This window comes from Pseudomonas sp. OTU5201 (assembly GCF_038440135.1).
In the GTDB taxonomy this organism is placed as follows: domain Bacteria; phylum Pseudomonadota; class Gammaproteobacteria; order Pseudomonadales; family Pseudomonadaceae; genus Metapseudomonas; species Metapseudomonas resinovorans.
On sequence record NZ_JASATC010000017.1, the window covers coordinates 89,364 to 110,830 of the forward strand.

General features: G+C 63.0%; 23 protein-coding genes and 1 pseudogene. 10 read left to right on the forward strand and 14 right to left on the reverse strand.

Annotated features, from left to right (window positions below):
- Window position 1: 1 nt before the first annotated feature.
- The 3 genes from AAHM40_RS12900 to AAHM40_RS12910 all read right to left on the reverse strand — a co-directional run bounded on the left by AAHM40_RS12900 (window position 2) and on the right by AAHM40_RS12910 (window position 2,002).
- On the reverse strand, window positions 2-367 hold the full coding sequence (locus tag AAHM40_RS12900) for a response regulator (protein WP_028628131.1): 366 nt from the start codon (window positions 365-367) through the stop codon (window positions 2-4).
- A gap of 205 nt (window positions 368-572) precedes the next feature.
- On the reverse strand, window positions 573-1,781 hold the full coding sequence (locus AAHM40_RS12905) for a methyl-accepting chemotaxis protein (RefSeq protein WP_446731567.1): 1,209 nt from the start codon (window positions 1,779-1,781) through the stop codon (window positions 573-575).
- A gap of 71 nt (window positions 1,782-1,852) precedes the next feature.
- Window positions 1,853-2,002 (reverse strand): PSPA7_2676 family Cys-rich small protein, encoded by a 150-nt coding sequence (locus tag AAHM40_RS12910; protein ID WP_342244995.1) that lies wholly within the window; start codon window positions 2,000-2,002, stop codon window positions 1,853-1,855.
- Between the two features lie 414 nt (window positions 2,003-2,416).
- Between AAHM40_RS12910 and AAHM40_RS12915 the strand changes: the two genes are divergently transcribed.
- From AAHM40_RS12915 to AAHM40_RS12940, 6 genes are all read left to right on the forward strand, one after another.
- Complete coding sequence (locus AAHM40_RS12915; RefSeq protein ID WP_342244996.1) at window positions 2,417-3,277, forward strand: CAP domain-containing protein; 861 nt, start codon at window positions 2,417-2,419, stop codon at window positions 3,275-3,277.
- 239 nt (window positions 3,278-3,516) lie between these two features.
- Window positions 3,517-4,461 (forward strand): chromate resistance protein ChrB domain-containing protein, encoded by a 945-nt coding sequence (locus AAHM40_RS12920; protein WP_342244997.1) that lies wholly within the window; start codon window positions 3,517-3,519, stop codon window positions 4,459-4,461.
- Window positions 4,454-5,818 carry a chromate efflux transporter gene (gene chrA, locus AAHM40_RS12925; protein ID WP_342244998.1) on the forward strand — a complete coding sequence of 455 codons (1,365 nt, stop codon included), beginning with the start codon at window positions 4,454-4,456 and terminating at the stop codon, window positions 5,816-5,818. The genes AAHM40_RS12920 and chrA overlap by 8 nt, the downstream gene beginning before the upstream one ends.
- 10 nt (window positions 5,819-5,828) lie before the next feature.
- Entirely contained in the window at window positions 5,829-6,149 is a 321-nt protein-coding gene (locus tag AAHM40_RS12930) for a rhodanese-like domain-containing protein (RefSeq protein ID WP_342244999.1), read from the forward strand.
- Between the two features lie 20 nt (window positions 6,150-6,169).
- The gene (locus tag AAHM40_RS12935; protein WP_342245000.1) at window positions 6,170-6,622 is read left to right on the forward strand and encodes a chromate resistance protein ChrB domain-containing protein; all 453 of its coding nucleotides are present in this window, start codon (window positions 6,170-6,172) and stop codon (window positions 6,620-6,622) included.
- Between the two features lie 178 nt (window positions 6,623-6,800).
- Entirely contained in the window at window positions 6,801-8,273 is a 1,473-nt protein-coding gene (locus tag AAHM40_RS12940; RefSeq protein WP_342245001.1) for a sensor histidine kinase, read from the forward strand.
- 9 nt (window positions 8,274-8,282) lie between these two features.
- Here the strand turns inward: AAHM40_RS12940 and AAHM40_RS12945 are convergent, their stop codons facing one another.
- Genes AAHM40_RS12945 through AAHM40_RS12955 form a run of 3 tightly spaced genes read right to left on the reverse strand, consistent with a single transcriptional unit; the run spans window position 8,283 to window position 10,452 of the window.
- Window positions 8,283-9,047 (reverse strand): TraX family protein, encoded by a 765-nt coding sequence (locus AAHM40_RS12945; RefSeq protein WP_342245002.1) that lies wholly within the window; start codon window positions 9,045-9,047, stop codon window positions 8,283-8,285.
- On the reverse strand, window positions 9,031-10,158 hold the full coding sequence (locus AAHM40_RS12950) for a nickel/cobalt efflux transporter (protein ID WP_342245003.1): 1,128 nt from the start codon (window positions 10,156-10,158) through the stop codon (window positions 9,031-9,033). The genes AAHM40_RS12945 and AAHM40_RS12950 overlap by 17 nt, the downstream gene beginning before the upstream one ends.
- A gap of 6 nt (window positions 10,159-10,164) precedes the next feature.
- Window positions 10,165-10,452, reverse strand: coding sequence for a metal-sensing transcriptional repressor (locus tag AAHM40_RS12955; protein WP_342245004.1), 288 nt, complete (start codon window positions 10,450-10,452; stop codon window positions 10,165-10,167).
- Window positions 10,453-10,557: 105 nt separating this feature from the next.
- On the opposite strand from AAHM40_RS12955, the pseudogene AAHM40_RS12960 reads away from it, so the two are divergent.
- Window positions 10,558-11,033 (forward strand): annotated as a pseudogene (locus AAHM40_RS12960) (HupE/UreJ family protein); the annotation flags it as partial.
- Between the two features lie 34 nt (window positions 11,034-11,067).
- Complete coding sequence (locus AAHM40_RS12965) at window positions 11,068-11,379, forward strand: hypothetical protein (RefSeq protein ID WP_342245005.1); 312 nt, start codon at window positions 11,068-11,070, stop codon at window positions 11,377-11,379.
- Between the two features lie 118 nt (window positions 11,380-11,497).
- Here the strand turns inward: AAHM40_RS12965 and AAHM40_RS12970 are convergent, their stop codons facing one another.
- The 3 genes from AAHM40_RS12970 to AAHM40_RS12980 all read right to left on the reverse strand — a co-directional run bounded on the left by AAHM40_RS12970 (window position 11,498) and on the right by AAHM40_RS12980 (window position 14,083).
- On the reverse strand, window positions 11,498-12,859 hold the full coding sequence (locus tag AAHM40_RS12970; RefSeq protein WP_342245006.1) for a hemolysin family protein: 1,362 nt from the start codon (window positions 12,857-12,859) through the stop codon (window positions 11,498-11,500).
- Window positions 12,860-13,009: 150 nt separating this feature from the next.
- On the reverse strand, window positions 13,010-13,447 hold the full coding sequence (locus AAHM40_RS12975) for a hypothetical protein (protein WP_342245007.1): 438 nt from the start codon (window positions 13,445-13,447) through the stop codon (window positions 13,010-13,012).
- A 213-nt stretch (window positions 13,448-13,660) separates the two neighbouring features.
- The gene (locus AAHM40_RS12980; RefSeq protein WP_342245008.1) at window positions 13,661-14,083 is read right to left on the reverse strand and encodes a MerR family transcriptional regulator; all 423 of its coding nucleotides are present in this window, start codon (window positions 14,081-14,083) and stop codon (window positions 13,661-13,663) included.
- Between the two features lie 125 nt (window positions 14,084-14,208).
- Between AAHM40_RS12980 and AAHM40_RS12985 the strand changes: the two genes are divergently transcribed.
- A complete protein-coding gene (locus AAHM40_RS12985) occupies window positions 14,209-15,444 on the forward strand; it encodes an NADH:flavin oxidoreductase/NADH oxidase family protein (protein ID WP_342245009.1) in 1,236 nt (411 codons plus the stop codon).
- Window positions 15,445-15,462: 18 nt separating this feature from the next.
- On the opposite strand, the gene AAHM40_RS12990 is transcribed toward AAHM40_RS12985, so the two are convergent.
- The 5 genes from AAHM40_RS12990 to AAHM40_RS13010 form a co-directional block, all read right to left on the reverse strand.
- Window positions 15,463-15,900, reverse strand: a complete 438-nt coding sequence (locus tag AAHM40_RS12990) for a DUF1801 domain-containing protein (protein WP_342245010.1) — start codon at window positions 15,898-15,900, stop codon at window positions 15,463-15,465.
- A 166-nt stretch (window positions 15,901-16,066) separates the two neighbouring features.
- Window positions 16,067-17,872 carry a monovalent cation:proton antiporter-2 (CPA2) family protein gene (locus tag AAHM40_RS12995; RefSeq protein ID WP_342245011.1) on the reverse strand — a complete coding sequence of 602 codons (1,806 nt, stop codon included), beginning with the start codon at window positions 17,870-17,872 and terminating at the stop codon, window positions 16,067-16,069.
- Between the two features lie 100 nt (window positions 17,873-17,972).
- Window positions 17,973-18,596 (reverse strand): isochorismate family cysteine hydrolase YcaC, encoded by a 624-nt coding sequence (ycaC, locus tag AAHM40_RS13000; RefSeq protein ID WP_342245012.1) that lies wholly within the window; start codon window positions 18,594-18,596, stop codon window positions 17,973-17,975.
- Between the two features lie 55 nt (window positions 18,597-18,651).
- A complete protein-coding gene (locus AAHM40_RS13005) occupies window positions 18,652-19,338 on the reverse strand; it encodes a hydrolase (RefSeq protein ID WP_342245013.1) in 687 nt (228 codons plus the stop codon).
- Window positions 19,339-19,458: 120 nt separating this feature from the next.
- Window positions 19,459-20,325, reverse strand: coding sequence for a pirin family protein (locus AAHM40_RS13010; protein WP_342245014.1), 867 nt, complete (start codon window positions 20,323-20,325; stop codon window positions 19,459-19,461).
- Between the two features lie 96 nt (window positions 20,326-20,421).
- On the opposite strand from AAHM40_RS13010, the gene AAHM40_RS13015 reads away from it, so the two are divergent.
- A complete protein-coding gene (locus tag AAHM40_RS13015; RefSeq protein ID WP_342245017.1) occupies window positions 20,422-21,330 on the forward strand; it encodes a LysR family transcriptional regulator in 909 nt (302 codons plus the stop codon).
- Window positions 21,331-21,467: the final 137 nt, after the last annotated feature.

Here is a 21,467-nt window from a genome sequence, read left to right on the forward strand (position 1 = left end):
GTCAGGGGAGGACCTTGCGGGTGACTTCCAGCAGTTTCGGCGGATCGAAGGGCTTGACCAGCCAACCAGTGGCGCCGGCGGACTTGCCTTGCTGCTTCATGGTGTCGCTGGATTCGGTGGTCAGCATCAGGATGGGGGTGGCGCGGTAGCCGGGCAGCCCTCGCAGGCTGCGGATCAGGCTCAGCCCGTCCATGTTGGGCATGTTCTGGTCGGTGAATACCAGGTTGTAGGCCTTGCTCTGTGCCTTGCCGAGGCCATCCTTGCCATCGACCGCCTCGTCCACGAGGTACCCAGCGGCCTTGAGGGTGAAGCTCAGCATCTGCCTTATGGATGCCGAATCGTCGACTATCAGGATCTGCTTGCTCATCAGTGCCGCTCTCCATGCCGCTTTTTTCTGTTTTTTAGGGGCACCTTCGTCGCCCTTGGCGAATGAATTTGTCCCTACAAGCTGTTGCATCCGTTTGCTAGCTGGTGGCCATGGTTAGGTGTAGATGGGCGCCTATCGAGCGTCCAGCCACGGGCGTCAGCCATTCATCGCGCGGATGAGCGGCAAATGGCTGAGGGCTATCGACTCAGAAAAGCTCCACCTCTCCCACATTGACACTGCTCTGGCTCACGGGGTTGGCGACCGGTTTCCTCAATTCGGCGGTCTCCTCTTCGACCCGTTCCGCCCAGTGCTCCGGCGCCACCGCGTGCAGCGCGCCGAGACCTGTAGCGAAACTGCCGAGCTTGGCGAAGTGCTTGCGCATTTGCCCGATCAACTGACTGCTCATGTCCTGGAATTGCAGGGCGGTAATGGCCTGGTCGACACCCGCGCCCACTTCCAGGGAGATTCGGTCCAGCTCCTGGATCACCTTGAGGGTGTGGCGGTTCATGCCTTCCAGGTCTTCCAGCATGTGATGCAGTTGCTGCTTGGATTCCAGGGCGATGCCCATGTCCTTGTCCGCCAGTTGGGCAATGGCCGACTCGGCATCCTGTATTTCGCGGTAGACCACATCCACATGCTCGCGAATCTGTTCGGAAAACCCGGTGGAACGGGTGGACAGGGCACGTACCTCGTCGGCCACCACGGCGAAACCCCGACCGCTTTCGCCAGCGCGGGCGGCCTCGATGGCGGCATTCAGCGCCAGCAGGTTGGTCTGCTTGGCGATGGCGTCCATATCGTGTGTGGATTTCAGGATATCGGCGATTTTCTGCGTCACCCGGTCCATGCGCTTGACCAGCTCCTGGGAGGTCTGGCTGGTTTCCAGCGTGGCCTCGACGAACAGGCCAAGGGTGTTGCGAGTGGTGGCGATGAACTCCTGGAAGTTCATGCCGTCGTCGGCACCTTGCTGGTTGCCATAGCGTTCGATCAGGGAGTGGGAGTGCGTACGCTGCTGGTCGATGCGCGCGGCCAGGCCGTGGAAGCTGTCGCCGAGGCGACCGATGGCATCCAGCAGCAGGCAATCGACCTGCCCGGCATGGGCCTGCAGGGTACCGAGCTGCTCATCCAGCGCATCCTGCGTTTGCTGCCAGTCGGGTGTCGCCACCACCGGTTGCGCATTGGCCTGCGCCGCATGGACGCGTGCTTCCCGCTGCAGCCAGACCAGCAACAGGCTGGCCAGCCAGCCACCGGCGAAGGCCAGCCAAACCGGCAGGCCGACGGCGACCATGCCGGCGCAGGCCAGCCAGATCAGGGAATGCAGGGCCAGGCCCTTGATGGGGTTGGCGGACGACGGATGCGACATGGAGCACTCCCTTGCCAGGATGGTTGAACCGAAATGCGGCTTTATGAAAGCCATCGGCAACGCTGGATAAAGCTAGAGGGTCGCAGCGTGCTGTCAAATGGCTACCCGTTGGTTGCCTGCGCCATTCATCCGGCTGTTTCTGCCTCCTCCGGCAGGCTCAGGTAGCGATGGGCACCGCAGCGCAGGCAGCGCTGGCAGATCATGGGCACGGCGCCCACTTCGGTACGAAACCCCTCGGTCCATTGGCAACCGAGCACAAAGCAACGAATTCGCATGGCTCCTCCCCGGGGATCACCCCTGGTTCGATCCGGCAGTAGTGGATGGAACTGCACGTGCCTTGTTCTTGTTGGAGGCATGGGTCGCCGCGAGCATCGGCCGCCCGCGCTAGAACCCACAACCTAAAGGGGCGAACGGTGGCACCGTTGGTCGGGGCGGGATGCTGCGGCAGGCGGGCAGATCCAGGGCAATCCCTGTCAGGGCACACACCCTGTGACGATCGAACTGCCTGATTTACAGGATGAAGTCGGATTGTCAGTAGCTGGCTACATCCGCGATGTCCCCTCATAGGGGGCCGTAGGCAATTCCACCCATCAGACGTGTGACAGATATCCCCTGTGCGCATGAACCTGCTCCTCGCGCAGCAGTCATACACCGGCCTTGATCCATCAACCTTCTCTACAAGCCCATTCATGCGCCCAATCGTCAGAACCCTTCGCTTGCTCCCTCTGTTCCCCGCCGCCCTGATCTCCCTGCTCGCCAACCCGGTCCATGCCGGCGATGAGCGTCAGTTGCTGGCGGCTATCAACGACTACCGCACTCACAACCAGCGCTGCGGTTGGCGCAGCGTCCAGGCCACGTCGCCGCTGGTGTTGAAATCGAACCTGGCCTTGCCGGTGGGCTACTCGGGTGAATTGCGGCGTAGGTTGCGTGAGGCCGGGTATCAGGCCGGAGAGGTGCGCAGCATCAGTCTGTCGCGGGCGCGAGATGCTCGGGCGGCCTTCAACATGCTTCGCGACGATTATTGCGCGGACCTGCTCGACAGCCAGGTTTCCGATATCGGCATCAGTCGCAACGGCAACCAATGGCGCCTGGTGCTCTCGCGGCCGCTGGCCAGTGCCCAGTTGGGGGATGCCCGTTCGGCCGGGCAGGCATTGCTGGCCCAGGTCAACGCCGCGCGGGCCAAGCCGCGCCAGTGCGGTAGCAAGCGCTTCGGTGCCGCCCGCGCTCTGACCTGGAGCACCGCGCTGGGCAAGGCCGCCCAACAGCACAGCCGCTCCATGGCCAACCGCGACTACTTCTCCCACAACGGCCCCGATGGCGATTCGCCCTTCGATCGTGCCCGCGCGGCGGGTTTCAAGGGACGACAGGTCGGCGAAAACATTGCCGCCGGCCAGGGTTCACCCCGCGCGGCCATGGACAGCTGGCTGGCCAGCCCCGGCCATTGCGCCAACCTGATGAACCCCAGGTTCACCCAGGTCGGCGCCGCCTATGCCTCGCAGACCCACAGCGAGAACGGTATTTACTGGACCATGATGTTCGGCGCGCCCTGAGTCCGCAGGACGGGTATCGCTGCCCGTCCATCCTGTGAGCCCCAGTGCTGCCCGTCCGCCAAAGGCATTTTCCGCCAACTCGACTCATCCCGCGTTGCTTGGGCTTTCGGGCAGGGCGGGAATCTGCAGCAACACGAAATCGCCCTGACTGGCCGAGGCCTCTTTGACGGGCGGGGCTTTTCCTGCGCCTAGATAAAGAATAATGTAGAGCTAGAGACATATTTTGTTAGATACCCTACATGAAAGATTGGCTCTCTCTCGTTCTTACCCTCCCCACTGCCAATGCCACTGCGCGCATGCGCGCCTGGCGGGCGCTGAAGGCCTGTGGCGCAGCGGTGCTCCGAGACGGGGTGTATCTGCTACCAGACAGCGACGTCTGCCGCACGGCGCTGGCCGCCATCGAACGCGACATCCTTTCGATCCAGGGCACCGCCTACCTGCTGCCCATCCACGATCCCCAGGGCGATCGCTTCATCCCGCTGTTCGATCGAGCCGAGGACTACGCGGCGCTGCGCGCCGAGATCGAGGTCTGTCGCGGCCAACTGACAGCCGAGAACGCGCTGGCCTCTGCCAGGCAGATCCGCAAGCTGCGCAAGTCCTTCACCCAGCTTGCAGCCATCGACTTTTTCCCGGGTCGAGCCGGCCAGGATGTCGACGTGGCGCTGCAAGGCCTGGAAACCGCCCTGAGCCGTGCCCTGTCGGCAGATGAGCCCTGTAGCCATGACCAGCCCATTCCCGTTCTCAGGCGACGGGACTACCAGGGCCGCCTCTGGGCCACGCGAAAGCGTCCGTGGGTCGACCGTCTGGCCAGCGCCTGGCTCATCCGTCGTTACATCGACGACGACGCTCGAATCCTCTGGCTGGACTCACCTCATGATTGCCCGGCGGATGCCCTCGGTTTCGATTTTGATGGCGCCACCTTCAGCCACGTCGGCAACCGCGTCACCTTCGAGACCCTGCAAGCCAGTTTCGAGCTGAACGCACCGTCCCTGGGAAAAGTCGCCGCCCTGGTGCACTACCTGGACGTAGGCGGTGTTCAGCCGGTAGAAGCGGCGGGTATTGAGCGGGTTCTGGCCGGCCTGCGGGAAAGCATCTCGGATGATGATCAGCTCCTGACCGCAGCCAGCGCCATTTTCGATGGCCTGCTGACTGCCTTTGCCAATGAAGAGAAAAACGATGAGTGAAACCAGCATGCGCGCCGACGAACAGTCGCCATCCGGTGCCCGTCCCGTAGGCCTGTTCCAGGCTTTCCTGTTCTGGCTCAAGCTTGGGTTCATCAGCTTCGGCGGGCCCGCCGGGCAGATTTCGATCATGCACCAGGAGCTGGTGGAGCGGAGGCGCTGGATCAGCGAGCGACGCTTTCTCCACGCCCTGAACTACTGCATGTTGCTGCCGGGGCCGGAGGCCCAGCAGCTCGCGACCTATATCGGCTGGCTGATGCACCGTACCTGGGGAGGTGTCATTGCCGGCGCGCTTTTCGTATTGCCGTCGCTGTTCATCCTCATCGCGCTGTCCTGGGTCTACATCGCCTTTGGTGAGGTGCCGGTCGTAGCCGGATTGTTCTACGGCATCAAGCCGGCAGTCACTGCCATCGTGGTCCAGGCCGCCCACCGCATTGGCTCGCGCGCCTTGAAGAACAATTGGTTGTGGGGTATCGCCGCTGCTTCCTTCATCGCCATCTTCGCCCTGAATGTCCCGTTTCCCCTGATCGTGCTGGGCGCGGCACTGATCGGGTACGTGGGTGGACGCCTCTTCCCGGACAAGTTCGCGCTGGGCGGTGGCCATGCTGCGGCGAAAGCCACCTATGGGCCGGCGCTGATCGATGACGACACACCCACGCCCGAGCATGCGCGCTTTCGCTGGCCTCGCTTGCTGGCACTGGCGGTCATCGGCGGCGTGCTCTGGCTGCTGCCCATGGGCCTGCTGACGGCTGCCTTCGGCTGGCACGGCACGCTCACCCAGATGGGCTGGTTCTTCACCAAGGCGGCGCTGCTTACCTTCGGTGGCGCCTATGCGGTGTTGCCCTATGTCTATCAAGGTGCGGTGGGCCACTACGGCTGGCTCACCCCGACGCAAATGATCGACGGCCTGGCCCTGGGGGAAACCACGCCGGGTCCGCTGATCATGGTCGTCGCCTTCGTCGGTTTCGTGGGGGCCTACGTGAACCCGATGTTCGGCGCCGACCAGGCCTTTCTGGCCGGCGCCGTGGCCGCCACCCTGGTCACATGGTTCACTTTCCTGCCGTCATTCCTGTTCATCCTCGCGGGCGGCCCGTTGGTGGAATCCACCCATGGCGAGCTTAAATTCACTGCCCCGCTCACCGGCATCACCGCCGCCGTGGTGGGGGTGATCCTCAACCTGGCCCTCTTCTTCGGCTACCACGTGCTCTGGCCACAAGGCTTCGACGGTCGCTTCGATTGGCCGTCGGCGCTGATCGCCGTGGCCGCGGCGATGGCACTGTTCCGATTCAAACGAGGCGTCATCCCGGTGTTGCTGGCCTGTGCCCTGATTGGGTTGCTGGTGCACCTGTTGCGTACCTGAGAGGTGTGAGATGAGCCGGATCACGAGTTGCGAACTGATGGAGTGGCAAGCAGCAGGACGCAATTTCACTCTGCTGGATGTGCGCCGCGAAGCGGCACGCGAGGCTGACGCGGCGGCAATCCCTGGCGCGCGCTGGCTCGATCCCGAGTCGGTGTTTACCTGGAAGAATTCGGTACCACGGGACAGGCCCGTGGTGCTCTATTGCGCCCATGGCCACGAAATCAGCCAGGGTATCGCCGCCACGCTGGACGCCATGGGGCTCGATGCGCGCTACCTGATCGATGGCTTTTCCGGCTGGCGTGAAGCCGGCCGGCCCACCCGGAGCCTGTAGACGCAGGCGGGAGGTGCTCCATGAAATGGGTTACCCGTGAACGTCCGAAGATCGACCGTATCGCCTGCCCCTGGCTCATCCAGCGTTTCATCGATCCGCAGCCGGAGTTTCTCTATGTTCCGGCCACCGAAGTGCTGCGCGTGGCCACCGAGCAGGATGCGGCCCCCTACGACATCCCCGGCGTCGAACTCAGCCACGACGGCGAGCTATGCAGCTTCGACGCCTTTCTGAAGAAGTACGGACTGGATGACCCCGCCCTGCGCCAACTGGCGGAGATCGTCCGTGGCGCCGACACCGCACGCCTTGGCCTTACGCCGCAGTCGGCGGGCCTGTACGCCATCTCACTGGGCCTGTCGCACAACTTCACCCATGACCACGAGATGCTGCAGCACGGCCTGATCCTCTATGACGCGCTTTACGCCTGGTGCAAGGACTGCCAGACCGAAACCCATGACTGGCCGCCCCAGAGGTGAGGCGGCCAGCCCGGCTCGATGGGCGGTGACTCAATGGGTATGGTAATCGGGGCCGATCGTCCGACGGGTCTCCAGTCATGCCGGGATCTCGACCACCTGGCACAGCGCTGACGGGGCCACAATTGGCCCTGTCTCCACTGCTGCTATACAGGATCGAAAAACACGGGGAGGGCCGCTCATGCAACTGGCGACTGTCTGGGGGAAGTACATATTGGAGCGGGATACGGATGCCATCGCGCCTACCGAGTCGTTCAACCTGCTCCGCTGGTTCTCGATCATCAGCCTGGTGATCATCAGCTCTGTCGCCGTGGGACTCGGGCTCATCGCCACGCGCTTCGTGGTCAATGAGAGCCTGGCGCGCGACGCCCTCCTGACCGCGCAGTTCATCCAGACCCTCGCCGCTGGCGAAGTCCGGCATCACCGTCTGCCAGGCATGGACATGGGCGAGCTGCTGCTTCTCCAGGACGCCGCTGGACTGTCGGCGGACGAGCGACACCGACGGGAACGCGCTCGTTCCGAGTTTCTCGAACACCTTTCCCACTTGCCGGACGTCTTGCTGGCCACCATTTACTCCCCTGACCACGTTGTCGTCTGGTCGACCAACCCCGCCCTGATCGGCCAGCGTGTCGAGGGTGAGGAAGAAATGGAGAAGGCCTTCAGTTCGGCGACCGAAGTTTCAGCGGAAATCACCGAGGTCGGGGAAAAGCGCGTCGAGCAGCAGTTCCTGCGGCCGCCCAAGAACTTCTTCATCGAGAACTACATCCCGCTGACCGATGGCAGGGGCAAGGTTCTGTCCATGGTCGAGATCTACAAGGAGCCCGTGGACCTGATCGAGCGGGTGAACCGAGGCTACAGGATGATCTGGCTGGCTACCGCAGTCGGTGGCCTGCTGATCTACTTCGGCCTGTTCTGGATTGTGCGGCGTGCCTCGCGGCTGCTGGCCTCGCAGCAGAACCAGCTGGTAGCCAACCGGACTTATGTGGGCCTTGGGGAAATGTCTTCGGCTGTTGCCCATAGCCTGCGCAACCCCCTGGCCTCGATCCGCTCCAGCGCCGAACTGGCCCAGGAGCTGGAAGGCCCGGATTTGCAGAAGTGCGTGCGCGACATCATCAGCCAGGTTGATCGTATGTCCGCCTGGGTTCGTGAGCTTCTTCTCTGCCTGCGCCCCCTGCACGGTGAGTCGCAACAGGTTGAGCCGGTCGAAATCATGAAAGAAACCCTGGAGCATTTCGGAGCGCAACTGGCGAAGGCGAACATCCAGGTTGAGATGAGCAATGACTCTCCACCCAAGGTGGTCAGCCACCACATGCTGCTCTCCCAGGTGCTGAACAGCGTCGTCGCCAATGCCATCGAGGCGATGCAAAAGGGCGGCAAGCTCAAGGTCGGTATCGAGACGGACGTTACAGGTCGGTGGCTCTTCATGAGCATCAGCGACACCGGCCAGGGCATGTCGCGTCAGCAGGAAGCGATGGCTTTCAAGTCCTTCTACACCACCAAACAAGGTGGGCTGGGGATTGGCTTGATCATGGTGAAACAGATCATGGAGCGCTTTGGGGGGCGAGCCAGTCTGACCAGTCGCGAGAACGAAGGCACCAGCGTCCGCCTCTGCTTCAAGGTTGCTGAGCCGGACCCAGAACACGTGCAACCGTAGCGACCGCTTCTACAAGGTAGCGATGCGCACCAACTGCAGAATGACCAGGTGTACCGGGTAAAAGATGTAGCCCCAACGTCGCACCGGCCACACGTTGAATCCCGTGGATTGCCGCAGCAACCACAGGCCGAACAAGGGCGCGACGAACGCGGTGGCTAGCACCAGGATCGGATAGAGCTGGTAGCTGGCCACTCCACTCAGCAGGTGGTCACGCGCATTCATCAGCACACACAGTGCGGCCGGCAGCAGCCACAACAGCCCGGGCTGTCTGATCGCTACCAGCAAAGCAGCGGGCACCAGCGCGCCGATGAAGCCGTACATCAACGGGCCATCGAGGACGAACGCTAGCGCAGCTGCGGCCAGCGCCATTACGCAGGCCTCGCGTGTCTGATGATGGACGCCCCAGGCAATCACCAGTCCCAGTAACAGCGTTGGCAGCACGTTGAGTGACGTGGTTCCGTAGAAATAGCTGCGGTAAGGCACTTCGGACAGCGCCGCAAAAAGCAGCAGCCAGCCTAGATAGCGGGCATTCTCGGCGGTGAACACATCACCAACACGGGATCGCGCCACGTTGGCGGCAATGGCCAGGCAGAAGAAAGGAAAGGCAATTCGCCCGGGCACATACAGGCCATTGGCCTCCGGCCATATGTAACGCAGGTGATCCATCACCATGGTCAGCATTGCCAGCCACTTTATGAGGTCCAGGCTGCCGTTTCGGATCGATGACGGGGAGGGTACCTGCTCAGCCGCCATCGTTTTATCCGTGCGGGGCATTCAGCCCCATCCAGCCGTGGATGCCTACGTAGATGCCCACGCCGATGATCAGCAGACTCGACAGATAGGGCGCTCGTCGTGCCACGGTTCCCAGCCAGGGCCAGCGATTGGAGGCCCGCCGAGCGCCGATGGCCGCTGCCGCTCCTACGCTGACCAGGGTAAGGGCAAGGCCAATGCTGAAACACCACACGAGCGCGGCGCCAAGGGCGACTTCTTTCACTTGCAGGCAGAGCAGCAGCACAGTGATCGCTGCCGGACAGGGAATCAGCCCTCCCGTCAGGCCGAATAGAATGATTTGTCCGGTCGTCACATTGCGGTTGGCGAAGCGTTTGCGGATGTCGTTGGCGTGGGCCTGTTCGTGGGCATCCTGGTAGCCTTCCAGCGGCAGTTCCGGCCCCTCCAGGTTCGCATGGCCGTGCGCGTGCCTCTGGAACGCCAAATCGTAATCGTGGGAGTGACCACCATGGCCCAGGCTGAGCCGTGCGCTGAACTCATGGGGCTCTGGAATCTCATCCACGGACTCCAGGTAGCCGCCCCGGTCGGCGAACGCGAAGTGACGCATGCGGCCGTCCGGGCGGGTGGTCTGCAAGGTCACTTCTCCAGCCGCCCAGGCGTGGCCACTGATCACGTTAAACCGCCAACGCGGCGGCGCCCCTTCCTCGATAATCGATAGTTCAACACGCCCATGGCCCGTGTCGATACGCCGGGTTTCGTCATGATGGTGGTCGTGGTGATGGTCATTGTCCTGCTCGAGGCGCCACATCTGCTCGCCACGCCAGGTTCGCCAGAGCATCCAGAGCGCGATGACCACGATGATCAGCGCAGAAGCCAGTTGGAAGTACGGCTCGGTGGTCTCGGCGTCCAGGTTCTGGCCCAGGTAAATACCGCCCAGAGCGACCAGCCAAACCACGGCGGTATGCGAAACGGTCGCGGCCAAACCCAACAGGATCGCCTGTTTCACAGTGCCTCGAATGGCCACGATGAAGGCCGCCATCATCGTTTTCGAATGGCCCGGCTCCAGGCCGTGCAAGGCTCCCAGGAGGATGGCGCTAGGAAAGTAAAGCCAGGCTTGAGTCGTGCCCTGTTGCAGCAGTTCGGTGAAGCTGGACATGGCAGGTCAGAGGTACTTGGTGATCTGTTTGAACGCTTCCAGCGGGGCGCGCTCGCCGTTGGTCAGCGCGCCCACGGTGTGTTCCAGGCAATGGTCGATATGGTCCTGAATCAACGTGCGCTTGGCCTGGCAGACAGCCTTCTCCACTGCATGCAACTGTTGGGCGATATCCGCGCAGGCCCGGCCATCCTCGATCATGGTGACGATGCTGCGCAGATGGCCTTCTGCCCGCTTCAACCTTTTGATGATTTCGCTGTGACTTTGGTGCTGATGGCCGTGTTCGTGCTTGCTCATCGAAAGACATCCGTGCTGCGATATGGATCGTTGCATCCTATCCCCCTGGGGGGGGATGGGTGTCAAGCACGCAGGTGGTTGTCTTTCCGGGCGGGTAGATCGGAAATGCTCGGCAACGCTGTCAGAACGCACGCGGTACTAGCGCTGCTCCTGCCCTTGCTGGCAATCGCCCTATTGTTCGCGGTTTGGCCCATGGCGTACCTGAAGGCGACAAGGGCTTCATCCAGGAAAGTGCCGGTGTGCTTCTGCTGCCCTTCGTGTACATGCGCGCCAAGCACACGATCACCGGTTAGGATCACCTGCTGTTCCTCTTCGGCGTGCTGACCAACGTCAGCATCAGCGTCTACGTCATCGATGCAATCATCGGCTTCTCGGTGGTCTACAAGGCCTTGGATAACCTCGGCGCCTTCCAGCGTTGGTTCGGCTACCAACCCGATACCTGTGCAGCAACGCTGATTTTCGGCTTGCTCCACGGCTTCGGCCTGGCTACCGAGATCCAGGAATTCGAGATTTCCCCAGACGGCCCGATCGCCAACCTGATCGCCTTCAAGGTCGGCGTCGAAATCGGCCAGCTCCTGGCCCGCGACACCAGAAGTCACCGGATAGCAACATGAAATGAGCATCACCCTGAAGCCGAACCAGGGTGCTGAGATCAAGCTGGAGATGAAGAAGGGCGCCAAGGTGAATTACCTCTGGACCGCCAACGGCAGCGCAGTGAATTACGATACTCACGGCGACCCTTACGGTGCCCCTCGCGACTTCTACCACGGCTACGGCAAGGGTCGCGCCACCCCGGTAGATTCCGGCGTGCTGGAAGCCACCTTCGCTGGCAAGCACGGCTGGTTCTGGCGCAACCTCACCAACAAGCCGGTGACCGTCACCCAGCGCACGCAGGGCGATTACATCAGCATCAAGCGGGTGATCTGAAAACAGGACCGGCCCCGCGAAGGGCCGGCTTCCTTCTCGCTGTCGTGCCCGAGTGGAGCGCTCCCAGCGGCGTTAAACTGCTCCAGGCAATCGGCCGATCACCCCACTGCGGTTACACCTACGAGTTCGAATCCCGGCTGTCGCGCTTGTTAGGCTCACCGCCTGAAGCGTCCGGATTCTCAGCATCGTCACCTGACTCTTCCTCAACGGGGGTCGCAAGGATCTTGTCGATGCGTTTTCCATCCATGTCCACAACCTCGAACATCCATCCGCCCCATTGAACGCGCTCCCCTGTCGACGGAACCCGACCGAGCAGCAACATGAACATCCCACTGACGGTGTGGTAACGATTTCGCGCTTCCTCGGGGACGGTCTTCAAGGACAGACGATCCTTCAACTCCGGGATTGGAATGGCGCCATCGAGCAACCAGGAACCGTCGTGCCGCTGGACCGCCCATGCGTCCTCGGCGTTGTTTGGTGTGAATTCACCGGTTACCGCCTCAAGCAAATCCTGCAAGGTGACAATGCCTTCCAACTCGCCGTACTCGTCGATGACGAAGGCCATCTGCATGCTGTTGCCTCGGAACTGCTCCAACAACTCCAGGCCGGTAAGGGTTTCCGGAACGAAGACGCAGGACTGGAGTTGCTCGGTGAAGTCCGGTGCCTGCCCCTGGGCCAATTGTGCCAGGGCCTGTTTCGCATGAATGACGCCGAGCAGGTTGTCCGGGCTGCCGTCGCAGACCGGAAAACGCGAGTGCTCCGACTCGATCATCAGCCGAAGGTTTTCCTCGGGTGATTTACGGATATCGACAAAAACCAGGTCGGAGCGGGGAATCATCAAGGACCCCAGTTGACGGTCGTCCAGGCGAAACACATTGCGGACCATTTCATGCTGATGTTGCTCAATCACGCCGGACTCCGAGCCCTCTTCCAGCATGGCGTGGATTTCTTCTTCGGTGACCCCCGAGTTATTGACCTGCCGCACGCCCATGATGCGCAGGATGGTATGGGTCGACCAGGACAGCAGGAGCACGAAGGGTCTGGTAAGGAAGGACAACGTCACCATGGGGCGGGCCACCATGCGCGCGATGGCCTCTGGGTTGAGCTGGCCAATGCGCTTGGGCACCAATTCGCCGATCACAATGGAGAAATACGTGATGACGATAACCACGCCAGCGGTAGCGCCAATGGCCGCAGTCGCTTCAGGGACGCCCAATGACTGCAGCCATTTTGATAACGGCTCCGCCAGCACCGCCTCACCCACGATACCGTTGAGGATACCGATGGAGGTGATGCCAATCTGGATGGTGGACAGGAACTGAGTAGGATCCTCGCCCAGCTTCAGGGCCGCCGCTGCCGACGAGTCTCCATCTGCTGCCAACTTCATCAGCCTGGCCCGCCTGGCTGCAACCAATGCGATTTCCGACATGGCGAACGCGCCATTCAGGACAATCAGCAAGGCCAACGCAAAGATTTCCACCACCTGTCTCCTTCGCACCTTTACCGCGGTGCTGTCGAAATAAACCCACGCGATCCGCACGGGTCATGGCCGGATGATCCGGCGCTGTCATTAATGGGTTCTGGCGAACCAGGGTAAGGCCGAGACTGAAGGGGTGAGTCTCGGAGCACTCTAAGGCTTGTCAGCTGGCCGATTCGCAGGCTCGAACATCTGGGACTTCGCCAGAGCATTTTCAACATCGTTCGGGGTGACTATGCCGATCAGCCGACCTTCGCTGGGGACAAACCCCAGATGAGCGCCGCTGGCGGCAAGGCCGATAGCCGCTTCAGAAAGGCTGACATCCGCGGCAAAAGAAGGCCCGAACACAATCAGACGTTCAAGGTTGGGACGATTTCCGGTCAACAGCACAATGGCCAGTTGTTTTTTCAAGATGTAACCACGGGGAAAACCAGCTGATGTGCCATTGAGCACCACCAGGCAGGAGTACCGAGACTGCATGATGATTTGCCGCATGGACTCGTAGCTGATTGAGATATCAATCGTCTCAAGGCAGGGGACATCCGTCATGGCGGAGCACAGCGCGATAGGCTGCTCAATACTTTGGCTCAAGGCAGAAATCGACCGTAGGTTGACGAGGCGAGTGGCAGGGATGAACGCTGTGCTATCAGCGCCACCACGCGTGTAGCGGATGTTACGTGACCGTGGCCGAGGCAGGATAGGGGAGATGGGCGTGGCACAGACCACGGAACATCTGGAGGCACTGGGGTGGCGCCAGTCGACTTTCGACCCGACGCGGTCCAACCCGCGCCAAGCCTGCACGCACTACCGTTCAGCCCCGTTCGCGCCGTCCCGCCACCCGGCCAGCATGCGCTGGGCGTTTTCCTCGCAGGCCATGCCTTCGGGTTTGCCTTCGATGCCGGCGATGATTTCCAGCAGCCGCGCGCGGTTCTGCGCCAGGCGTTGCTGCATCGCGTCGATCTCGCTGACCTTGCGCTGAAGACTTTCCAGCAGCAGGTCGTGGTTGCTGGTGCGCTGGGCGGGGTCGGGCATGAGGTTGCGCATTTCCTCCAGGCTGAAGCCAGCCTGTTGCCCACAGGCGATGATCTCCAGCGCGTGCAGCGTCTGCTCGGAATAGTCGCGATAGCCGTTGCCCATGCGGCGGGCGCTGATCAGGCCGCTGGCTTCGTAGAAACGGATGCGCGAGGTGGCCAGGCCACTGCGCCGGGCGAGTTCGCCGATTTTCATTAAATGGGGCTCCCCTATTGACTTTAAAGTTGACTTTAACCTTAGGCTTTGCCGCGACATAGTCCCGCCATCGCCCGGTTATCCAAAAACCGACGCACGGCGCCCCACCTTTCCGGAGAGCCTCCATGTCGCCGTTCCAGTCCCTGCAGTTGCCCAATGGCGCCGTCATTCCGAACCGCATCGCCAAGGCGGCGATGGAGGAAAACCTCGCCAATCAGGACCAGACCCCGTCTGACCAGCTTTTGCGCCTCTACCGTGCCTGGGCAGAGGGGGGCGCCGGGCTGCTGCTGACCGGCAATGTGATGGTGGACGCCCGCGCCATGACCGGCCCCGGCGGCGTGGTGCTGGAGGAAGGGCAACGGCTGGAGCGCTTCCGCGAATGGGCACGCATCGGCCGGGCGCGAGGGGCGCAGTTCTGGATGCAGATCAACCACCCCGGCCGGCAGATGCAGGCCAACCTCGGCCAGCCCACCGTGGCGCCCTCCGCCGTGGCGTTGGACATGGGGGGGTTGTCGAAGCTGTTCCCGGTGCCCAAGGCGCTGGACGAAGCGGAGATTGCCGAGCTGATCCAGCGCTTCGCCCGCACCGCAGCGCTGGCCGAACAGGCCGGCTTCAGCGGGGTGCAAGTGCATGCCGCCCACGGCTACCTGCTGAGTCAGTTCCTTTCGCCCTTGAGTAACCGCCGCGAGGACCGCTGGGGCGGCTCTATCGAGAACCGTGCGCGCTTGTTGCTGGAGGTAGTGAAGGCTGTGCGCGCAGCGGTGTCGCCGGGCTTCTGCGTGGCGGTGAAGCTGAACTCGGCGGACTTCCAGCGCGGCGGCTTCGAGCCGAGCGATGCGCGCCAGGTGGTGCTCTGGCTCAGCGAGCTGTCGGTGGACCTGGTGGAACTCTCCGGTGGCAGCTACGAGGCGCCTGCCATGCAGGGCGATGCCCGCGATGGCCGCACCCTGGCCCGCGAAGCCTACTTCCTGGAGTTCGCCCAGGAGATCGCCGCAATAGCGACCGTGCCGGTGATGGTCACCGGCGGTATCCGCCGCCTGCCGGTGGTGGAACAGGTGCTGGCCGGCGGTGTGGCCATGGCTGGCATCGCCACTGCCCTGGCGGTCAACCCGGCGCTGCCGGGCCTCTGGCAAGCGGGCCAGGCCCAGGCCAGCGCCGAGCTGCCGCCGATCCGCTGGAAGCGCAAGGCCCTGGCCGCGCTGGCCTACATGTCTCTGGTGAAACTCCAGATGCATCGTCTGGCGCGCGGCAACCAGCCGGACCCGAATGCCTCCCCCCTGCGGGCATTGCTGCAGGAGCAGTGGAAGACCCTGAGCCGTGCACGGCAATACCGACGGCATATGAGTAGCCGGGCCGACTGAGGCTTCTCGGAACGCCGCTCATCCGGCCGGTCTGGCGTGCTTCTTTTTCTGGGAACTGGCTGTGTTGAGTGCCACGGCGGCGTGAATCAGCGCCGTCAGTGCCTTTTCATCGAGGCTGTCGCCCTCATGGATATCGATGGCGCGGCGGGTGTTGCCTTCGAGACTGGAGTTGAAGAGGGCTGAAGGGTCCGCCAGCGACGCACCTTTGGCGAAGGTCAGCTTCACGACGTGCTTGTACGTCTCCCCGGTGCAGATGATGCCGGCGTGCGACCACACCGGAACCCCTCTCCACTTCCATTCCTCGACCACGTCGGGGGCGGCCTGCCTGATGAGCGTTCGGACCCGGACGAGCATCTCGCCCCGCCAATCACCCAGCTCCCTGATTCTCGCGTCGATCAACCGGGAGGCAGCGCCTTCTTCCACAACTGCCGTTGAGCCGATCGGGTCCCTGTTCATGATGATTGCCGCCTTTTGGGCTAGAGGAAGTCACGGTCCAGCGATTGAGTATTGCTCACGGGCGACTTTCCTCCAGCGGACGTCGCATTGGCCAAAGGCGGTGATGGGTATCGCTGCGCTCCACCGCGTCCTACGAAGAACTCGCGCAATCAACGGCTTTCAGCGGTTACTTCACCCCTTTGTCTTCGATCAGGTCAGCGTCGAACAGATGCTCCAGCTCGGCACGGGCTTGGCGAGCAGTCTGGATCACGGCGACCTCGTCGTCGTAGACCTGGTGCTGGGCGGCCAGCACTTCTTCATCGTGGCGCTGGAAGCGGCGGATGCGGGCATTGGCCTGATCCTCGTCGAGGCCCATGCCGAGTAGCGCCTGGCGACTCATTTCCAGGGCGGAGTGGAAGGTTTCGCGCACCGGCACGGCGCCGAGGTCCAGCAGGCGATGGACGTGCTGGCGGTTGCGCGCGCGGGCGATGACCTTGATGTGCGGGTAGAGGCGTTTCACCAGCTCGGTGGTCTTGAGGTTGGTGTCCGGATCATCGGTGGCGACGATGAAGAATTCGGCCTTATCCACCTTGGCCGCGCGGAGGATTTCCGGGCGCAGGGGATCGCCGTAGTAGATAGGCATGCGGCCCAGGCTGCGACCGTACTCGATCATTTCCACATTGGTGTCCAGCGCCACGTAGGGCACCCGCTGGGCGCGCAGCATCCGCGCGATGATCTGGCCCATGCGACCCATGCCGGCGACCACCACGCGGGGCGCATCGTTGTCGATGCGGGTGTATTCCTCCGGGACGGTCACCGGCGCCGGCCTGGTCTTGAACAGGCGGAACAGGGTCAGCACCAGCAGCGGGGTGATGGCCATGGACAGGGTGATGGCGAGCACCAGCAGGTCGTGCAGGTGGTTATCCAGCAGGTGCTGCTCGAAGGCCAGCTTGAACACTACGAAGGCGAACTCGCCGCCTGCCGCGAGGACGATGCCCAGGCGCAGTGCATGGGCGTTATCCAGCCCACCGCCAAGACGGCCGACCAGGAACAGCAGCGGCAGCTTGATCAGCACCAGCAGCAGGGTCAGGCCGATCACCACCCGTGGCTGGTTCAACAACAGGCTGAGGTCGGCGGTCATGCCCACGCTGATGAAGAACAGGCCCAGCAGCAGGCCCTTGAACGGCTCGATCTGGGATTCCAGCTCGTGGCGGTATTCCGAGTCCGCCAGCAGCAGGCCGGCGATGAAGGCGCCGAGGGCCATGGAGACGCCCACCAGTTCCATCAGCCAGGCGGTACCGATCACTACCAGCAGTGCAGTGGCGGTGGAGACTTCCTGCAGCTTCGTTTTGGCGACGATGCGGAACACCGGCCGTAGCAGGTAGCGGCCGCCCACGATGACCGCCCCCACGCTGCCTACGACCTGGAGCAGGTGGACCAGCGTGTCGCGGTCGGCCTCCAGCTCGCCGGCGCCACTGATGACCGGAAGCAGGGCGATCAGCGGGATGGCGGCGATATCCTGGAACAGCAGGATGGCGAAGGCCAGGCGGCCGTGGGGGCTGGTCAGTTCCTTGCGCTCGGCGAGTATCTGCAGGCCGAAGGCGGTAGACGACAGCGCAAGACCAAGGCCCAGCACGGCGGCAGTATTCAGCGATTGGGCGAAGCCCAGCCAGGCGATGGCGCCGATGGCGAGGGCGGTCAGCAGCACCTGGGCAAGCCCGATACCGAATACCGAGCGGCGCATGACCCAGAGTCGCCGGGGCGAGAGTTCGAGGCCGATGATGAAGAGCAGCAACACCACGCCCAGTTCGGAGAGGTGGGCGACGCTTTCCGTGTCGCTGATCAGCCCCAGTGCGGACGGACCGATCAGCACCCCGGCGGCGAGATAACCCAGTACAGCCCCCAGTTGCAGGCGCTTGGCCAGGGGCACCGTGAGGACGGCTGCGACCAGGAAAATCACTGCGACCTGCAGCAGGCTGCCGTCATGGGGCATGTGTCACTCCTTTGTGTGGGGCTGGCGGGGGCGACATCTTAGAGCAGGGGCGCGCATCGGGGCAGGGAGCCGCGCCGATACGACGCGGCCCCTGTATGGCTCACTTCGCGGTGAGGGTGCTGTAGCTGGTGATCAGGTTGCGATAGTCGGGAATGTGGTTGGAGAACAGGGTACCGAGGCCTTCGATGTCGTTGCGCCAGTCGCGGTGCAGCTCGCAGGCCACGCCGAACCAGGTCATCAATTGCGCCCCGGCAGCTTCCATTCGGCGCCAGGCAGCGTCACGGGTGACTTCGTTGAAGGTGCCGGAGGCGTCGGCGACGACGAATACGTCGAAGCCTTCTTCAAGGGCCGACAATGCAGGGAAGGCCACGCAGACCTCGGTCACCACACCCGCGATGATCAACTGCTTCTTGCCGGTGGCCTTTACCGCCTTGACGAAGTCCTCGTTGTCCCAGGCATTGATGTTGCCGGGGCGGGCGATGTAGGGCGCATCGGGGAACTGCTCTTTCAGCTCGGGCACCAGCGGACCGTTGGGGCCGGTCTCGAAACTGGTGGTGAGGATGGTCGGCAGCTTGAAGTATTTGGCCAGGTCGCCCAGGGCCAGCACGTTGTTCTTGAACTTGTCGGGATCGATGTCCCGTACCAGCGAGAGCAGGCCGGCCTGATGATCGACCAGCAGTACTGCAGCGTCGTTCTTGTCCAGGCGTTTGTATTGGAAAGACATAGTGGTTCTCCTTGCTTCGATTGGTCGCCCACCTTCGAGTGGTGGACTGCGGGGGTCAGCGTTGCGAATCCAGCACTTCGTTTTCCTTGGCCACCTGCTGAGCCTTCATGTAGCTCTCGATCAGCAGTTGGTAGTGCGGGAATACATGGCTGTAGGCTTCGGCCCACTGGGCCGCGTCCGGTCGGTTCCAGGTTCGTTGCACTTCGGAGCAGACGGATGCGGTGTCCATCGGCACCACGCCGGCCTGGACGACGCGCGCCAGGGTGATTTCCTGGGCCATCTTCGAGTAGGTACCTGACGCGTCGATGACAGCGAACACCCTGTAGCCGGCGTTCACCGCGCTGATGCTGGGGAAGGCCATGCATACGCTGGTGATGGTGCCGGCGATGATCAGTGTCTTGCGGCCGGTTTTCTCTACGGCGGCGACGAACTCGGGATTGTCCCAGGCGTTGATCTCGCCCTTGCGCGCCACGTACTGGGCGTGGGGCGCGGCTTCGTGGATCTCCGGGATCAGCGGGCCGTTCGGGCCCTGGGGCACCGAAGCGGTGGTGATGACTGGCATCTTGGCCAGGGAGGCGACCTTCGCCAGGGTGATGGCATTGGCCCGCAGCTCGGTCATGGGCATGTCCTTGACCGTCTGGAACAGCCCACTCTGATGGTCGATCAGCAGCATCGCGGCATCATCGGGGTCGATTCTCGGAATCTGTCCGTTGAAGTTTGCGATTTGGGCGAAGTTGCTCATGGCGTCTTACCTCTTTATCAGGGTGATGGCCGTCCTGGCCGAAGCGGTTGCCCGCCGGCTCACGAATCCGTCGTGAGGGATTGTCCAGACTAGGCAAGCGCCCGGCCCGGTGTGTGACCGTCAGTCGTCCATGTGGCCGAAACGGCCGCTCTGGAAGTCCTGGATCGCGTGGCGAATCTCGCTTTCGCTGTTCATCACGAAAGGGCCGTAACCGACGATCGGTTCATCGATTGGCTCGCCGGAAAGCAGCAGCACCAGGGCCTGGTCGTTGGCCTCAAGCAGCAGTTCGTCGCCGGCGGGTTCGAACAGCGCCAAGTGCCCTTGGCGCACCCATTCTTCGCCGTTCACCAGCAGGGTGCCGCGCAGCACTACCAGGGCAGTGTTGCGGCCGGGCCGGAGGCCCAGGTTGACCGGCCTGCCACGGTTCAGGCGGATGTCCCAGACATCCATGTCCGTGAAGGTGCGTGCCGGCCCGCGCTTGCCGGAGAACTCGCCGGCAATCAGGCGCAGGCTGCCGGCAGCGTCGGGCAATGGCAGGTGGGGAATATCGGCGTCGAGGAGGGTCTGGTAGCCGGGGGCTGCCAGCTTGTCGCGGGCCGGCAGGTTGACCCAGAGCTGAACCATTTCCAGGGTGCCGCCACTGCGGGTGAAGGCTTCGGAGTGGAACTCCTCGTGGAGGATGCCCGCGGCCGCCGTCATCCACTGCACGTCACCGGGGCCGATCAGTCCGCCGGCACCGGTCGAGTCCCGGTGTTCCAGTTCGCCCTGGTAGACGATGGTCACGGTCTCGAAACCCCGGTGCGGATGCTGGCCGACGCCGCGTGGACGTTCAGTTGGGGCGAATTCGGCGGGACCGGCGTAGTCCAGCAGCAGGAACGGGCTGATGTGCTTGCCCAGGCTGTCGTAGGAAAACAGCGTGCGAACCGGAAAACCGTCGCCCACCCAATGGGGCCTGGGGCTGGTGTAGATGCCACGGATCTTTTTCATGGTGTGCCTCCTGAAGTGCATGGGGCACATCTTGAAACTGCAACACTGGCTCCGGTAGTCGGGCTAAATTGCTCTCAGAGTCCTATTTGGAGAACGCTGGTGGACGACCTCAACGACCTCTACTACTTCGCCCAGGTGGTCGAGCATGGCGGCTTTGCCCCGGCCGGGCGGGCGCTGGACATGCCCAAGTCCAAGCTCAGCCGGCGCATCGCCAACCTCGAAGAGCGACTGGGCGTGCGGTTGATCCAGCGCTCGACACGGCATTTCTCGGTCACCGAGATTGGCCAGGAGTATTACCGCCATTGCGTGGCGATGATGGTGGAAGCGGAAGGCGCCGCCGAGGTGATCGAGCGCAACCGCTCCGAGCCCCAGGGCGTGGTGCGGATCAGCTGCCCCACGGCGCTGCTGGACTTCTGGGTGGGGCCGATGCTGACGCGCTTCATGGTGGAGTACCCGTTGGTGGAGTTGCATATCGAGAGCACCAACCGCCAGGTGGACCTGATCCAGGAAGGCATCGACATCGCCCTGCGGGTGCGCTTCCCGCCTCTGGACGACACCGATCTGGTGATGAAGGTGCTGGCCAATAGCACCCAGTGTCTGGTGGCCGCTCCGACCCTGCTGGAACGCCTGCCGCAGCCGTTGGTGCCAGCGGATCTGGCCGGCCTGCCGAGCCTGCATTGGGGTGCTGCATTGCGCGAGTACACCTGGCAACTGGACGGCCCGGACGGGGCGAGCGCCGCCGTGCGCCATCATCCCCGTCTGGTGACGGATGACCTGCTGGTGCTGCGCCAGGCAGCCGAGGCGGGGGTGGGCGTGGTGCATATTCCCTGGGTGGTGGCACGGGATGGGCTGGCCAGCGGCAAACTGATAGAGGTGACCCCGGACTGGGTACCCAGGACCGGCATCGTGCATGCCGCGTTTCCGTCCCGGCGGGGGCTGTTGCCCTCGGTGCGGACCCTGATCGACTTTTTGGCGGAGGCGTTCAAGGAGAGTGGGATCAGGTGAGGGGCTGTGGGGGCGAACGGCTCTTCCTGAAGAGGCGAATGCATTGGCTATGTCTGCGTTAGCTGTTGCGAGCGATTTACCCTCCGGGCAAGAGCCTTGTAGGAGCTGGCTTGCCAGCGAAACGCCGCCAATAGCTG